Origin of the sequence: Lentzea sp. HUAS TT2 (assembly GCF_051853195.1) — a bacterium.
Classification (GTDB): domain Bacteria; phylum Actinomycetota; class Actinomycetes; order Mycobacteriales; family Pseudonocardiaceae; genus Lentzea.
On record NZ_CP196667.1, the window covers coordinates 5,145,006 to 5,158,825 of the forward strand.

At 68.8% G+C, this 13,820-nt stretch carries 16 protein-coding genes; 12 read left to right on the top strand and 4 right to left on the bottom strand.

What is annotated here, in order from left to right; translation table 11 throughout:
• Position 1: 1 nt before the first annotated feature.
• Entirely contained in the window at positions 2–655 is a 654-nt protein-coding gene (locus ACSHWB_RS25825; protein WP_439655855.1) for a dihydrofolate reductase family protein, read from the bottom strand.
• A 66-nt stretch (positions 656–721) separates the two neighbouring features.
• On the opposite strand from ACSHWB_RS25825, the gene zapE reads away from it, so the two are divergent.
• The 3 genes from zapE (at position 722) to ACSHWB_RS25840 (ending at position 3,676) form a co-directional block, all read left to right on the top strand.
• Positions 722–1,714: a cell division protein ZapE gene (gene zapE / locus ACSHWB_RS25830; RefSeq protein ID WP_439655856.1), complete on the top strand. Its 993-nt coding sequence runs from the start codon at positions 722–724 to the stop codon at positions 1,712–1,714.
• Between the two features lie 72 nt (positions 1,715–1,786).
• On the top strand, positions 1,787–2,032 hold the full coding sequence (locus ACSHWB_RS25835; RefSeq protein ID WP_439655857.1) for a DUF3040 domain-containing protein: 246 nt from the start codon (positions 1,787–1,789) through the stop codon (positions 2,030–2,032).
• Between the two features lie 48 nt (positions 2,033–2,080).
• Positions 2,081–3,676: an ABC-F family ATP-binding cassette domain-containing protein gene (locus tag ACSHWB_RS25840; protein ID WP_439655858.1), complete on the top strand. Its 1,596-nt coding sequence runs from the start codon at positions 2,081–2,083 to the stop codon at positions 3,674–3,676.
• Here ACSHWB_RS25840 and ACSHWB_RS25845 read toward each other — a convergent pair.
• The 3 genes from ACSHWB_RS25845 to rocD all read right to left on the bottom strand — a co-directional run bounded on the left by ACSHWB_RS25845 (position 3,673) and on the right by rocD (position 6,819).
• Positions 3,673–4,080: a GNAT family N-acetyltransferase gene (locus tag ACSHWB_RS25845; protein WP_439655859.1), complete on the bottom strand. Its 408-nt coding sequence runs from the start codon at positions 4,078–4,080 to the stop codon at positions 3,673–3,675. The genes ACSHWB_RS25840 and ACSHWB_RS25845 overlap by 4 nt on opposite strands.
• Positions 4,081–4,124: 44 nt before the next feature.
• The gene (locus ACSHWB_RS25850) at positions 4,125–5,510 is read right to left on the bottom strand and encodes a DUF2252 domain-containing protein (RefSeq protein WP_439655860.1); all 1,386 of its coding nucleotides are present in this window, start codon (positions 5,508–5,510) and stop codon (positions 4,125–4,127) included.
• A 79-nt stretch (positions 5,511–5,589) separates the two neighbouring features.
• Positions 5,590–6,819 carry an ornithine--oxo-acid transaminase gene (gene rocD, locus ACSHWB_RS25855; protein WP_439655861.1) on the bottom strand — a complete coding sequence of 410 codons (1,230 nt, stop codon included), beginning with the start codon at positions 6,817–6,819 and terminating at the stop codon, positions 5,590–5,592.
• A 140-nt stretch (positions 6,820–6,959) separates the two neighbouring features.
• Between rocD and ACSHWB_RS25860 the strand changes: the two genes are divergently transcribed.
• From ACSHWB_RS25860 to ACSHWB_RS25900, 9 genes are all read left to right on the top strand, one after another.
• Entirely contained in the window at positions 6,960–7,790 is an 831-nt protein-coding gene (locus tag ACSHWB_RS25860; protein ID WP_439655862.1) for a PPK2 family polyphosphate kinase, read from the top strand.
• Between the two features lie 150 nt (positions 7,791–7,940).
• Complete coding sequence (locus ACSHWB_RS25865) at positions 7,941–8,996, top strand: lactonase family protein (protein WP_439655863.1); 1,056 nt, start codon at positions 7,941–7,943, stop codon at positions 8,994–8,996.
• 49 nt (positions 8,997–9,045) lie between these two features.
• Complete coding sequence (locus ACSHWB_RS25870; protein WP_439655864.1) at positions 9,046–9,777, top strand: SGNH/GDSL hydrolase family protein; 732 nt, start codon at positions 9,046–9,048, stop codon at positions 9,775–9,777.
• Positions 9,778–9,794: 17 nt separating this feature from the next.
• Positions 9,795–10,100 (top strand): ArsR/SmtB family transcription factor, encoded by a 306-nt coding sequence (locus tag ACSHWB_RS25875; protein WP_439655865.1) that lies wholly within the window; start codon positions 9,795–9,797, stop codon positions 10,098–10,100.
• A complete protein-coding gene (locus ACSHWB_RS25880; RefSeq protein ID WP_439655866.1) occupies positions 10,097–10,552 on the top strand; it encodes an SRPBCC family protein in 456 nt (151 codons plus the stop codon). The genes ACSHWB_RS25875 and ACSHWB_RS25880 overlap by 4 nt, the downstream gene beginning before the upstream one ends.
• 10 nt (positions 10,553–10,562) lie before the next feature.
• Positions 10,563–11,330 (top strand): HipA family kinase, encoded by a 768-nt coding sequence (locus ACSHWB_RS25885; protein WP_439655867.1) that lies wholly within the window; start codon positions 10,563–10,565, stop codon positions 11,328–11,330.
• Positions 11,314–11,700, top strand: coding sequence for a DUF3037 domain-containing protein (locus ACSHWB_RS25890; protein WP_439655868.1), 387 nt, complete (start codon positions 11,314–11,316; stop codon positions 11,698–11,700). Before ACSHWB_RS25885 ends, ACSHWB_RS25890 begins: the two co-directional genes overlap by 17 nt.
• Positions 11,701–11,775: 75 nt before the next feature.
• The gene (locus ACSHWB_RS25895) at positions 11,776–12,795 is read left to right on the top strand and encodes an LCP family protein (RefSeq protein WP_439655869.1); all 1,020 of its coding nucleotides are present in this window, start codon (positions 11,776–11,778) and stop codon (positions 12,793–12,795) included.
• Positions 12,796–13,085: 290 nt separating this feature from the next.
• Entirely contained in the window at positions 13,086–13,817 is a 732-nt protein-coding gene (locus ACSHWB_RS25900; protein ID WP_439655870.1) for a 3-hydroxybutyrate dehydrogenase, read from the top strand.
• Positions 13,818–13,820 lie beyond the last annotated feature (3 nt).

Consider the following 13,820-nt stretch of genomic DNA (forward strand, 5'->3'; position numbering starts at 1 on the left):
CTCAGCTGGAATTTCGCCGCTGGTACCGCAGCAACAGCACGTCGTCCGCGCGCAGCACCGACGCGAGGGTCAGATCCACCGGCGGGATCACCGAACCGTGCGCGATCCGCGACGAGTCACCCACCGCCAGCACCGGCGCCACCGTCAGGTTCAGCCCGTCCACCAGCCCGCGGGCCACCATCGACCCGAACAACCGCGGCCCGCCTTCGAGGTTGATCCGGTGCAACCCGCGTGCCGCGAGCTCGGTGACCGCCACCCCCAGGTCGACCTCGGCGTCCCCGGCGATGATCACCTCCGCGGGCAGCGACGGCATCCGCGCGGCCTCGCAGGTGATCACGATCGGCGGCACGGCGGTGTCGGTGAACAGCGGCAGGTCCGGCGTCAGCGACCCGCGGGTCGTCACCACCGCGATCGGCAACGGCCTGGCGCGCTTCGCACCCCGGTACCCCTCGATCAGCACGGTGGCGGCGCCCACCATCACGACGTCGGCGAGCTCGCGCCCCAGCAGGTAGATCTTGCGGTCCGCGGGCGACCCCAGCCCCTCGGAACGTCCGTCGACCGACACCGCACCGTCCACGCTGGACACGAAGTTCGCGGTGACCCACGTCCGGTCGTCCGGATAGCCGTACAGGGACTCCAGGGCTGTGTCGGTCATCTCAACGCCCGGTGAGGGCCACAACATCTCCACTGAGCCATCCCATCACGCCGATAAGCTCCCGGCATGCGCTTGTCGGACCGGGATCCCCAGATCAGTCCAGACGAACTGATCGAGAACCTGGTGCCGCCACCCAGGTTCGACACGGTCAGCTTCGACACCTACATCCCGAACCCGGACGAGCCCTCGCAGGCCGCCGCGGTCGAGTCCGGGCGCCTGTTCGCCGCACGGGTCAGCGCCCGCCGCAAGAAGTGGTCGCTGTTCGGTTCCCGCGAGGAGGAGGCGGGCAAGCTCGGCCTCTACCTCGACGGCGGTTTCGGCGTCGGCAAGACCCACCTGCTCGCCTCGCTCTGGCACGCCGTGCCGGGCCCGAAGGCGTACGGCACGTTCGTCGAGCTGACGAACATGGTCGGTGTGCTGACGTTCCCCGAGGCGGTCAGGCGGCTGAGCGGTCACAAGCTCCTCGCCATCGACGAGTTCGAGCTCGACGACCCCGGCGACACCATGCTCGTCACCCGGCTGATCAAGGAGCTGATCGGGGCGGGCGTGCACGTCGCCGCCACCTCGAACACCCTGCCGGACAAGCTCGGCGAGGGCCGGTTCGCCGCCGCCGACTTCCTGCGCGAGATCCAGTCGATGTCCTCGAAGTTCGACGTCGTGCGCGTCGACGGCCCAGACTACCGCCACCGCGGCCTGCCGGAGGCCCCGTCACCGATTTCAGACACCGATCTGATCGTTAGAGCCTCTAACACCGAGGGCTCGACGCTCGACGACTTCGACGACCTCTGCAAGGCGCTCGCCCGCATCCACCCGTCGAAGTACGGCCGGCTGCTCGACGGCGTCACCGCGGTGCACCTCAAGGACGTCAAGCCGGCGCCGGACCAGAGCGTCGGGCTGCGGCTCGTGGCGTTCGGCGACAGGCTCTACGACCGCGACATCCCGGTGGCCGTGTCGGGGCAGCCGCTGTCGGAGCTGTTCACCGACGAGATGCTGCGCGGGGGTTACCGCAAGAAGTATCTGCGGGCTGTCAGCCGATTGGTCGCGCTGTCTCGGGTTTGACTCCGGCGGCGTTCGAGTATCCACTGGTGGCGGGCGGGAATGATGACGTCCCGACGTCCTCCGGAGGCACCCATGCTGAGTGAAGCCGAACGCCGCTCGCTAGAGGAGATCGAACAGCGGCTGCTCGCGGACGAGCCCAGGCTCGCCCGCACGATGAACCGCCAGGTCCGGCCCTGGCTCTTCTACTCCCTCCTGCTCGTCTTCGGCGGCCTCGCGGTGCTGTTGACGGTGATCGGCGCGTTCGGCCCCGCGTTCCAGTGCCTGCTGGTCACGGCAGGTGTGCTGGTGCTGCGCAGGTACCCGCTGCGCCTGCGGTGACCGGAAACTCACTGGCGCCGGGGCGATCTACCCCCGACCATCACCGGCGTGGGTTATCTGGAAGCGAACGGGCTCGCGTACGTCCTGCCTGACGGCAGGGAACTGTTCCGCGACGTCTCGTTCAAGGTGAGCGGCGGGACCGTGGTCGCGCTCGTCGGTGCGAACGGTGCCGGCAAGACGACGCTGCAACGGATCTTGTCGGGGGAGCTCACCCCGAAGCAGGGCAGCGTGCACGTGCAGGGCGGGCTCGCGGTGATGCCGCAGTTCATCGGCTCGGTCCGCGACGACAGCCTGGTGCGCGACCTGTTGCTGTCCGTCGCCCCCGCGGCGCTGCGGGAGGCCGCGAAGGAGCTCGACGACGCCGAGCTCGCGTTGATGGACACCGACGACGAGGCCGCCCAGATGCGGTACGCGAACGCCCTCACGAACTACGGCGAGGCCGGCGGGTACGACATCGAGGTCCTCTGGGACACCGTCACCGTCGCCGCCCTGGGCCTGCCCTACGACCGGGCCCGGTTCCGCGAGGTGCGCACGCTCTCCGGCGGCGAGCAGAAGCGGCTGGTCCTCGAAACGCTGCTGCGCGGCCACGAGCAGGTCCTGCTGCTCGACGAGCCCGACAACTACCTCGACGTCCCCGGCAAGCGCTGGCTCGAAGAGCGGCTCAAGGCCACCGACAAGGCCGTTCTCGTCGTCAGCCACGACCGCGAGCTGCTGTCCACCGCCGCCACGCACGTCGTCACGGTCGAGGCGCACACCACCTGGACGCACGCGGGCTCGTTCGGGACGTGGCACGGCGCCCGTGCGAAACGCATCGAAAGGCTGCTGGAGGACCACCGGCGCTGGAACGAGGAGCACGAGCGGCTCAAGGACCTCGTCCGCACGCTCCAGCAGCTGGCCAAGTCCTCCGAGGTGATGGCGCAGAAGTACCGGGTCATGGCCGCGCGCCTCGAACGGTACGAGCAGGCGGGCCCGCCGCCGGAGATCCCCCAGGACGAGAAGGTCACCCCGAGGCTCAAGGGCGGTCGCACGGGCGTGCGCGCGATCACGTGCGAGGCGCTCGAGCTGACCGGGCTGATGAAGCCGTTCTCGCAGGAGATCTTCTTCGGCGACCGGGTCGCGGTGCTGGGCTCGAACGGCTCCGGCAAGAGCCACTTCCTGCGGCTGCTCGGCGGCGACGACGTCCGCACGACCGGCAAGTGGAAGCTCGGCGCACGGGTGGTCGCCGGCCTGTTCGCCCAGACGCACGAGCACCCGGAGTGGCTCGGGCGCACGCTCGTGGACATCCTCTGGCACGGCGAGGGCCAGCGTCCCGGCAAGGACCGGGGTGCCGCGATGTCGGTGCTGCAGCGCTACGGCCTGCACCAGGCGGGCGACCAGCGGTTCGAGAACCTGTCCGGCGGGCAGCAGGCGCGGTTCCAGATCCTGCTGCTGGAGCTGTCCGGGGCGACGCTGCTGCTGCTCGACGAGCCGACGGACAACCTGGACCTCGCGTCGGCGGAGGCGTTGCAGAACGCGCTGAACGACTTCGAGGGCACGGTCGTCGCGGTCACGCACGACCGGTGGTTCGCGAAGTCGTTCGACCGGTTCCTGCACTTCCGCGCGGACGGCAAGGTGTCCGAAGTGGACGAACCCGTCTGGACCTAGGTCAGGTCCCAGCTGACGAAGGCGCCGTCGTCGACCGACCCGCCCGCCTTCTTGTACGTGGCCTGCGCCGCCGTGTCACCCGCGGCGGTGCCGGTCCACATCGCGTAACAACCCCGTTCCGCCGCAAGGGTTCTCAGCGCCTCCACGAGCGCGGTGCCGATGCCGCGGCGCAGGAACATGTCGTCCACACCCAGCTCGTACAGGAACATCTCGGTGCCCTTGTCCGGGTGCGTGGTCTCGACCCCGGACACGAACCCGGCCGGCCGGTCGTCGACGTAGGCGATCAGCAGGTGGCTGTGATCCTGCGCCAGGAACCGGGTGGTCGCGTCCGGCCGCGGCGGCGCGTCGAACAGGTGCGCGGCGGCGAACACGTCGTCGGCGGAGGCGGCGCGGCGGATCTTCATACCGCCAGGCTAGGTCAACTCCGCGGCGAGGGCCCGAAGGCGCGTCAGCGGTCCTCGACGACGGCGGGCAGCTTGCCGTTCTTGACCAGCTTGGCCAGCTCGGCGTGGTCCGCCTCGGTCTGGTCGGCGTAGTCGAACGCGTACTTGGCGAACGCCTCGTCCAGGTCGTTGCCGCCGCCGTTCTGGAAGTACCCGGCCAGCAGCCGCGGGTCCAGGGAACGCGTGTGCGCGCGAGCCAGCAGGGCGCCGGCGAAGCGGCCGTAGTCGTCGAGGTCGTCGCGCTTCAGCGTGGTCGCGTCGATCTCGCCCTTGCGGTTGCGGAACTGCCGCACGATGAAGTGCCGGCCCTCGATCGTCGTCCAGCCCAGCAGGATGTCCGTCTCCGCCTGCACGAGCCGCGCGCCGTGCACGATCCGCTTGCCCTCGTGTTTGGCGGGCTCGACGTCCAGGAACGGCTGCAGAGCCGACGGCCTGGCCTCCTTCGCCTGCAGCACGAGCGCCTCGGAGCCGTTGCCGTGCAACAGGATCAGGTAGTTGCGCAGGCCGACGCTGCCGGTGCCGACGACGCGGAACGCCACGTCCGACACGCCGTAGCGCATGATCAGGTTGGTCCGCGACTCGCGCAGGGTGTCCACGTAGGACGGCAGCGAGGCGATCACCGCCGCGGCGGTCGGGGGAGTGGCCTCGGTGAACGTGGGCGGGTTCGTGATGAACCGCCACTTCTCGCCGTCGTGCTCGGTCCACTTCGCGGCGAACCGGGCGCTGGTGTTCTTGCGGGACTTCTCGGCGGCCTTGGAGAAGTCGTTGATCAGGTCGTCGGCCTTGACCTTCGACAGCGTCGACTCGTCGCCCAGCGCGGTCCACGAGTCCAGGAACGGGATCTCCGCGAGGTGCCGGATCGTGCCCCGGTACGCGCTCACGGCGTCCTCGGCGGCGTCGCGGCAGCCCTTGTCCGACACGCCACCGACGCGGCCCGCCAGCACCAGCGAGGCGACGAGCCGCTTGAGGTCCCACTCCCACGGGCCGGGCAGCGTCTCGTCGAAGTCGTTGATGTCCATGACGATCTGGCCCTCGGGCGTGCCGTAGAGACCGAAGTTCGCTGCGTGTGCATCACCGCACAACTGAGCGTGAAGCCCGGTCGCGCACCCGGCGGCGAGGTCGCCCGCCTGCAGCCCGGCCGAGCCGCGGAAGAACGCGAACGGGTTCTCGAGCATCCGCCCGATCCGCAGCGGGATCAGGTTTTCCAATCGCCCCTTGTTGCTGGCGCGCAGGAACTCCAGAACGGACGGGCGGGAGGCGGCCAGCGACATCGCGCGGTGCGCCTTGAAGTCCACTGAGGACCGCAGTGCGCGTCCCTGCGCGTAGACCTCTTCCGGCTCAACCCAACGGCCCAAAGCGGCAGCGGCCTCAGCGCGAACCCGTTCACCCATAAGAGTCATCATGCCTGCGGCGGACGAACCACGTGGCCCGTCCGCCGCATTTGTGACCTAGCCACGAACGAAAATCACCCTAAACGGGACGAACGACTTCGGCGATCGCCCGGACACCCAGGTCGACCTCGTCCCGCGTGATCACCAACGGCGGCGCGACGCGCAACGTGGACGCGTGCGTCTCCTTGCACAGCACCCCACGCGTGGCGAGCGCCTCGGACGCGGCCCGGCCGACCGGACCGCCCGGCGCGATCTCGACACCGGCCCACAGCCCGCGCCCGCGCACCTCGGCCACCCCGTGACCGACCAGCTTGTTCAGCTCCGCGTGCAGGTACGCACCCATCTCCCGCGAGCGCTGCTGGAACTCGCCGGTCGCGAGCAGCCTCACGACCGCGCGGCCCACGGCGCAGGCGAGCGGGTTGCCGCCGAACGTCGACCCGTGCTCACCGGGCTTCAGCACGCCCAGCACCGCGCGCGAACCGACCACCGCGGACACCGGCAGGATGCCGCCGCCGAGGGCCTTGCCGAGCGTGTAGAGGTCGGCGCGCACCCCCTCGTGGTCGAGCGCGAACAGCTCGCCGGTGCGGCCGAGGCCGGACTGGATCTCGTCGGCGATCATCAGCACGTTGTTCTCGTCGCACAGGCGGCGGATCCCGGCCAGGTACCCGGCGGGCGGCACGACCACGCCGGCCTCGCCCTGGATCGGCTCCAGCAGCACGGCGGCCGTGCGCGGGGAGATCGCGGACTCGATCTCGTCCAGCGCCCCGTACTTGACGACCTTGAAGCCGGGCGTGAACGGCCCGAAGTCGTTGCGCGCGGTCTCGTCGGTCGAGAACGACACGATCGTCGTCGTGCGGCCGTGGAAGTTGGACCCCGCGACGATGATCTCCGCCGTGCCTTCCGGCACGTGCTTGACCTGGTAGGCCCACTTGCGCGCGACCTTGATCGCGGACTCGACGGCCTCGGCGCCGGAGTTCATCGCGAGCACCATCTCGGTGCCGGTCAGGCTTGCGAGCTCACGGCAGAACAGGCCGAACTGGTCGTGGTGGAACGCGCGGCTGGTCAGCGTGACGCGGCCGAGCTGCTCGACGGCGGCGGCCACCAGGGCGGGGTGGCGGTGCCCGAAGTTCAGCGACGAGTAACCGGACAGGAAGTCCAGGTAGCGGCGTCCCTCGACGTCGGTGACCCACGAACCCTCGCCGTGCGAGATGACCACCGGCAGCGGGTGGTAGTTGTGCGTGCTCCATTCCTCATCGAGGGCGACGTAATCAGCGCTGGTGGTGGTGTTGTGCTCAGCGATGGCGGTCATCCTCCAAGGCTAGGGTCCTGGACAAGCGATATCGACCGTGAAGCGTTGCGCACTGCCTCAGTTCGTTGCGTAGATTCATCAATCAGTGGCTGAACTTTGCACAGCGGGCGGAATCGGCGGTGAATCGCTACGGTCAGGTGATGGTGAAGAAGTCGGTTCGTGAGGCTCTGCGACTCGATGAGGTGGATCTCTCCACCCTCGACCCTGCAGGCCGCCCGGTCGGTCCCAAGAACAAGAAGGAGGCGGCCGAGGACCTGGTCGCCACCGGGACCGAGCTGGACACCCTGCAGGAGGCGCTGTACGCGGAGAATTCTCGCGCGGTGCTGCTGGTCCTGCAGGGGATGGACACCGCGGGCAAGGGTGGCGTGGTCCGCCACGTCGTCGGCCTGGTGAACCCCCAGGGCGTGCGCATCGCGTCGTTCAAGAAACCGACTCCCGCCGAACGGCGTCAGCACTTCCTGACGCGCATCAGGAAGGTCCTGCCGGAGAAGGGCCGCATCGGGGCGTTCGACCGCTCCCACTACGAGGACGTCCTGGTGCCCAAAGTAGAACGCCTGCTGACGGCCGCGGAGATTCGCGGGCGTTACAAGGAGATCAACGCGTTCGAGAAGGAGCTCGCGGACGGCGGCATCACGGTCGTCAAGTGCTTCCTCAACATCTCGCCGGAGGTCCAGAAGGAACGGCTGCTCGCGCGCCTGGACGACCCGCAGAAACACTGGAAGTACAACCCGGCCGACATCGACTCGCGCTCGAAGTGGTCCAAGTACCAGGACGCCTACACGCAGGCGTTGAAGAACTGCTCCGCCACGCCCTGGTACGCCGTGCCGTCGGACCGCAAGTGGTACCGGAACTGGGCGATCAGCAGGTTGCTGCTGGAGACCATGCGCGAGATGGACCCGAAGTTCCCGCCGCCCGCCTACGACATCGAGGCCGAGAAGGCCCGGCTGATCTTCGCCGACCCGTTGCGTTAGGCGCAATCTTGATTGCACCTATTGCCTGGCCGTAGTGGTCTGGGCCAGTGTGGGCTGCGCCGCCGCCGCAAAGTGCATTCCGGAGGTGCGGACGTGGGTGTTGGTCGGCGACGTTTTCTCGGAGCCATGGGCGTAGGAGCTGGACTGCTGATGACCGGAGGAACCGCTGAGGCGGCAGCCGCCACGCGGAGAGTGTTCTTCGGCGCCTACACGACGTGGAGCGGTGGCGCCAAGGGCATCGGCATCGGCACCTACGACTCCGCGACCGGGCAGCTGAAGACGACCGGCGTGATCTCGGGCGTGGTCAACCCGTCGTTCGTGATCGAGTCACGGGACGGCAGGTTCCTCTACGCCGTCAACGAGAACACCAAGGGCGAGGTCACCGCGATCAACGCGGCCACGCTCAAGGTGATCAACAAGCAGGCGACCGGCGGCGCCGACCCGTGCCACCTGACGCTCGACCCGTCCGGGAAGTTCCTGATCACGGCGGACTACTCGTCGGGGTCCCTGAGCGTCTTCCCGGTCAACGCGGACGGCAGCCTCGGCGCGCGCACGCAGAAGGTGCAGCACACGGGGTCCGGGCCGAACAAGGAACGCCAGGAGGGCCCGCACGCGCACCACATCGTGTTCGACAACGCCGGCAAGTACGCGGCGGCGGTCGACCTCGGCGCGGACTCGGTGTTCGTCTACTCGTTCGCCGCCGGGAAGCTGACGCAGGTCTCGCAGGCGAAGGTCAAGCCGGGGGCAGGGCCGCGGCACATCGCGTTCCACCCGGACGGCAAGACCGCCTACGTGGCGAACGAGCTGGACTCGACCATCGTGACCTGCTCGTACGCGAACGGGAAGCTCACGCCGGGCCAGGTGCTCAAGACCGTGCCGTCGGGCAGTCCGACGAACTACCCGGCCGAGGTGCTGGTGTCGGCGGACGGCAAGCACGTCTACCTGTCGAACCGCGGGCACGACAGCATCGCGCACTTCGCGGTCGGCGCATCCGGGCTGACCATGGTCGGCACCACCGCGGTCGGCGGCAAGTACCCGCGGCACATCACGTTCGACCCGACCGGGTCGTTGCTGTTCGCGGCCAACCAGAACTCGAACAACGTCACGTCGTTCACGGTCGACAAGGCCACGGGCAGGATCACCCCGTCCGGAACGGCGCTGCAGACCGCGATCCCGGTCTGCGTGCTGCCTACCCGACTGGGTTAACTCCCTTCTGGTCGACCGTCCACAGTGGTACTCCGGGCCCATGGGTCTTATGGCTGGAGTACTCGCTGTCGCTTTGCTGGCGCCCGCCCCGATCGCGCCGGAGTACGTCGCACTCGGCGACTCCTACGCGTCCGGAGCGGGCGCCGGTTCCTATGTGGACTCGTCGTGCCGCCGGAGCTCGAACGCCTATCCGACGCTGCAGGGCGCGGAGTTCCCGTCGTTCCGGTTCGTGGCGTGCAGCGGCGCGACCACGAAGTCGCTGCGGTCCCAGTTCCGGGCGCTCACGCCGAACACCACGTTCGTCACGATCACCATCGGCGGCAACGACCTCGGGTTCGTCGACGTGCTGACGACCTGCACGCTCAGCGGCGACCGGGCCTGCACCAGGAGGGTCGCCGAGGCGGTGGACTTCGTCCACGCCGAGCTGCCCGGCCGGCTCGACACGACCTACGCCACGGTCAAGGAGGCGTCGCCGCACGCCCTGCTCGTCGTGGCCGGGTACCCGCGGCTGTTCACGCCGGACGACGGGTGCCGGACCTTGTCCGCCGTCAAGCGCGCGGCCCTCAACGACGCCGCTGACCAGCTGTCCGACGAGATCGCGAATGCGGCCGAACGCGCCGGTGCGCGGTACGTGGACGTGAGGGAAGCGTTTGCGGACCACGGTGTGTGTGCGGACGAGCCGTGGATCAACGGGCTGGTCAGCCCGACCGCCGACTCCTACCACCCGAACAAGGCGGGGCAGGCCGCTTACTTCCGTGCGTTGACTTCGAGGCTTAGGTAAGTTCAGACTTACCGTTCGTGGAGACTTACCAAACGGCGTTCGCGGCGCTCGGTGACCCGACCCGCCGCGAGATCTTCACACTGCTCGCGGCAGGGCCGCGGGCGGTGGGGGAGATCGCCGCCGAGCTGCCCGTGTCGCGGCCGGCCGTGTCGCAGCACCTCAAGGTGCTCAAACAGGCACGGCTGGTCCGCGTGCGGGCGGAGGGCACCCGGCGCAGGTACTCGGTCGACCACGCGGGGGTGGCCGCGATGCGCGACTACCTCGACGACGTCTGGGGTCAGGCGCTCGCGAACTTCGCTGCGGTGGTGGAGGAGGAACGATGACGGAAGTACGTCGCTCGGTGCTGGTCAACGCCTCGCCGGACCACGCCTTCAAGGTGTTCACGGAGAAGTTCGTGACGTGGTGGCCGTCCGCGCACCACATCGGCGAGGCGGACCTGAAGGACGTCGTGGTCGAACCGCGCGAGGGCGGGCGCTGGTACGAGATCGGCACCGACGGCACCGAGTGCGACTGGGGTTCGGTCCAGGTGTGGGAGCCGCCGTCGCGCCTGCTGCTGGCCTGGCACCTCGACGGTGACTGGGACTACGACCCGGACCCGGCGCGGGCCTCCGCGGTGGAGGTCACCTTCACCCCCGAGGGCACCGGCACCCGCGTCGAGCTGGTGCACAGCGCGTTCGAACGGCACTTCACCAAGCCGGACCGGGTGCGCGAAGGCGTCTCCGGCGGCGGTGGCTGGGGCGCTATTTTGGTCGGCTTCGGGCATGCGTTCGTGTGATCATGCGCGGGTGAGTCATCTGAGGGAGGTCACGGCCACCCGGTACGTGACGCCGTTCCGCGAGGGCGGGTCGATGCCGGGGCTGGTCGAGGCCGACGACCTGGGCATGTACGTGGTGAAGTTCCGCGGCGCGGGGCAGGGCGTGAAGGTCCTGGTCGCCGAGATCGTCGTCGGCGAGCTCGCGCGGCGGCTCGGCTTCCGGATACCCGAGATCGTGCTCGTGCACCTCGACCCGGAACTGGCGCGCGCGGAACCCGACCAGGAGGTCCAGGAGCTGCTGCGGGCCAGCGGCGGCCTCAACCTCGGGCTCGACTACCTGCCCGGCTCGTTCGACTTCAACCCGATCGTGCGCGACCCCGGCGTCGAGCTCGCGACGCGGCTGCTGTGGTTCGACGCGCTGGTGCTCAACGTGGACCGCAGCTGGCGCAACCCGAACATGCTGCTGTGGCACCGCGAACCGTGGCTGATCGACCACGGCGCCGCGCTCTACTTCCACTACTCGTGGAGCGAGGAGCGTCCGGCCACCAAGGACTACCGCTACGACTCGTCGGACCACGCGATGCTGCCGAACGCGGGCGCGTTGTCCGAAGTGGACGCCGAGCTGGCCGCGAAGGTCACGCCGGAGCTGCTGGACGAGGTGCTCGCGCTCGTCCCCGACGAGTGGCTGGAGGGCGATCCGGCCGAACTCCGCCAGCGCTACAAGGACTTCTTCACCTACCGCCTGCACAACCGCGGCTGGGTCGACTCGCTGGAGGCCGCGCGTGCCGCACGTGTTTGAGTACGCGCTGCTGCGGGCGGTCCCGCGGCAGGAGCGTGGCGAGTTCATGAACGTCGGCGTCCTCGTCTACTGCGCGCCGCTGGACTTCCTGTGCGCGAAGACCTTTGTGGACGGTGACCGGCTGCGGGTGCTGGACCCGCACCTCGACGTCGAGATGCTCGAGACGTCGCTGAAGCACCTCACGAACTCCTGTGACGGCTCCGCCGAGGCCGGTCCGGTCAGCAGGACGACGGCGGGGCAGCGGTTCCGCTGGCTCACCGCGCCCCGCAGCACGATCGTGCAGACGTCACCGGCGCACACGGGCTGGACCGACGATCCCTCCGCCGAGGTCACACGGCTTTTCGAGGCGCTGGTGCTGCCGCCCCGGTAGGTTCCTCGCAACCTAAGGGGACGAACGGCGTCCCTAGTTGCAAAGCGAAACTGAAGCGATCGGGGTTGGCGACAAATGAGCGCTGGGTATCACCACGGCTACCAGCAGCCGCGGCGTCCCATGCCGCCGCAGCGGCCGATGAAGAAGAAGAGGCGTCCGGGACGCGTCATTCTGGTGCTGCTGCTCGTCCTGGTTCTGGGTGCCGTCGGATTCGGGTTCTACGTCGATTCGACGCTGACGCGGATCAACGCGCTGCCGGACTACGAGGGCCGTCCCGCCGAGACGCCGGGCACCACCTGGCTGCTCGTCGGATCGGACGCCAGGGAAGGCCTGACGCAGGAGCAGAAGGACGCGCTCGCCACCGGTGACGCCGCCGGACGGCGGACCGACACCATCATGATGCTGCACCTGCCGGACAACAGCGCCGCCAAGCCGGTGCTGCTGTCGATTCCGCGTGACTCCTACGTCGCGATCCCGGAGAACGGCCGCAACAAGGTCAACGCGGCGTACGCGTTCGGCGGGCCGCAGATGCTCGTGCAGACCGTCGAGGGTGCGACCGGCGTGCGGATCGACCACTACATGGAGATCGGCTTCGGCGGGTTCTCCGACATGGTCGACGCGGTCGGTGGCGTCGACATCTGCCTCGACGAGCCGATCAAGGACCCGCTGGCCGGCATCGACCTGCCCGCCGGCTGCCAGGAGCTCGACGGGCCGCAGGCGCTCGGGTTCGTGCGGACCCGTGCCTTCGCGACCGCCGACCTGCAGCGCGTGCAGAACCAGCGCAAGTTCCTGTCGGCGCTCTTCGAGAAGGTGAAGAGCCCGGCGACGCTCGCGAACCCGTTCCGCGTCATCCCGCTGATGAACGCGGCGTCCGGAGCGGTGTCGGTCAACGAGGACGACCACGTGTGGCACCTGGCGAGCGTCGCGCTCAACATGAGCGAGGCGACGAGCGGGACGGTGCCGGTCGGGTCCACGCCGACGGTGCCCGGTGCGGGCTCGGTCGTGCAGTGGAACAAGGAGAAGGCGTCGCAGCTGTTCGACCTGATCAGCAAGGACCAGCCGGTGCCGGCTGAGCTGATCGCCCCTCCGAAGTAGCTAGGACTTGACGGGCTCGGGCGTGGGCTCCGAGCTGGTCGAACCGGCCTCCTGTGCGATGCTCTCGAGCTCGCGCAGGAGGTCGTCGTAAATAGGCGTCGTTGACATGGTGTAGCCCCCTCGTGCGGATCTTCCCCCGTTCAGGTGACGGGAGCTTACGCCCCTATACCCCGACTTTCTGCCAGATATGCGTCCGTGGCGCTAAATGTTGGCTAAAGCCATCCTGCGACCAGGCGTTATGTGGACGCGCCACATGTTGATCACCCCGCGTGACGCCTACCGTTTCCGGCATGTCGAGTGTCACGGGTCACAGCGCGCTGATCACCGGAGCCGCGAGCGGCATCGGCCTGGCCTGCGCCCGCGCACTGGCCGCGGCGGGTGCCAAGGTCCACCTGGCCGACCGCGATCCCCAGGTGCTGGAGCTGGCCGACGAGCTCGGTGGCGTCGGGCACGTGCTCGACCTGACCGGGTCCGTGGACGAGTTGCCCGGTGAGATCGACGTCCTGGTCAACAACGCCGGCGTGCAGCACGTCGCGCCCATCCACGAGTTCCCCGCCGAGCGCTTCTCGGCGATGGTCGAGCTGATGCTGGGGGCGGCGTTCCGTCTCACCCGGCACGTGCTGCCGCACATGTACACCCGCGGCTGGGGCCGGTTGGTCCACATCTCCAGCGTGCACGGGATGCGCGCGTCCGCGTTCAAATCCGCTTACGTCGCCGCGAAGCACGGCCTGGAGGGGTTCTCCAAGGTCGCTGCTCTCGAAGGCGCTCCGCACGGTGTCACGTCGAACTGCGTGGCGCCGGGATATGTGCGGACCCCGTTGGTGGAGAAGCAGATCGCGGACCAGGCCCGGGTGCACGGCATCTCCGAGGCCGATGTTTCTTCGCAGATCTTCCTGCAGCGCAGCGCGGTGAAAAGGCTGATCGAACCTTCCGAGGTCGCCGACGCCGTGCTGTGGTTGTGCGACAACAGTTTTGTCACCGGTACGTCGTTGGCCGTCGATGGCGGCTGGTCAGCTCAATGAGGA

What these genes read in the sequence shown, in the direction of transcription:
- ACSHWB_RS25860 (WP_439655862.1), top strand. Translation starts at nt 6,960, where the DNA reads ATGGTGAAGAAGTCGGTTCGTGAGGCTCTGCGACTCGATGAGGTGGAT.
- ACSHWB_RS25870 (WP_439655864.1), top strand. Translation starts at nt 9,046, where the DNA reads ATGGCTGGAGTACTCGCTGTCGCTTTGCTGGCGCCCGCCCCGATCGCG.
- ACSHWB_RS25835 (WP_439655857.1), top strand. Translation starts at nt 1,787, where the DNA reads ATGCTGAGTGAAGCCGAACGCCGCTCGCTAGAGGAGATCGAACAGCGG.
- ACSHWB_RS25825 (WP_439655855.1), bottom strand. Translation starts at nt 655, where the DNA reads ATGACCGACACAGCCCTGGAGTCCCTGTACGGCTATCCGGACGACCGG.
- ACSHWB_RS25845 (WP_439655859.1), bottom strand. Translation starts at nt 4,080, where the DNA reads ATGAAGATCCGCCGCGCCGCCTCCGCCGACGACGTGTTCGCCGCCGCG.
- rocD (WP_439655861.1), bottom strand. Translation starts at nt 6,819, where the DNA reads ATGACCGCCATCGCTGAGCACAACACCACCACCAGCGCTGATTACGTC.
- ACSHWB_RS25895 (WP_439655869.1), top strand. Translation starts at nt 11,776, where the DNA reads ATGAGCGCTGGGTATCACCACGGCTACCAGCAGCCGCGGCGTCCCATG.
- ACSHWB_RS25900 (WP_439655870.1), top strand. Translation starts at nt 13,086, where the DNA reads ATGTCGAGTGTCACGGGTCACAGCGCGCTGATCACCGGAGCCGCGAGC.
- ACSHWB_RS25850 (WP_439655860.1), bottom strand. Translation starts at nt 5,510, where the DNA reads ATGGGTGAACGGGTTCGCGCTGAGGCCGCTGCCGCTTTGGGCCGTTGG.
- ACSHWB_RS25880 (WP_439655866.1), top strand. Translation starts at nt 10,097, where the DNA reads ATGACGGAAGTACGTCGCTCGGTGCTGGTCAACGCCTCGCCGGACCAC.
- ACSHWB_RS25865 (WP_439655863.1), top strand. Translation starts at nt 7,941, where the DNA reads ATGACCGGAGGAACCGCTGAGGCGGCAGCCGCCACGCGGAGAGTGTTC.
- zapE (WP_439655856.1), top strand. Translation starts at nt 722, where the DNA reads ATGCGCTTGTCGGACCGGGATCCCCAGATCAGTCCAGACGAACTGATC.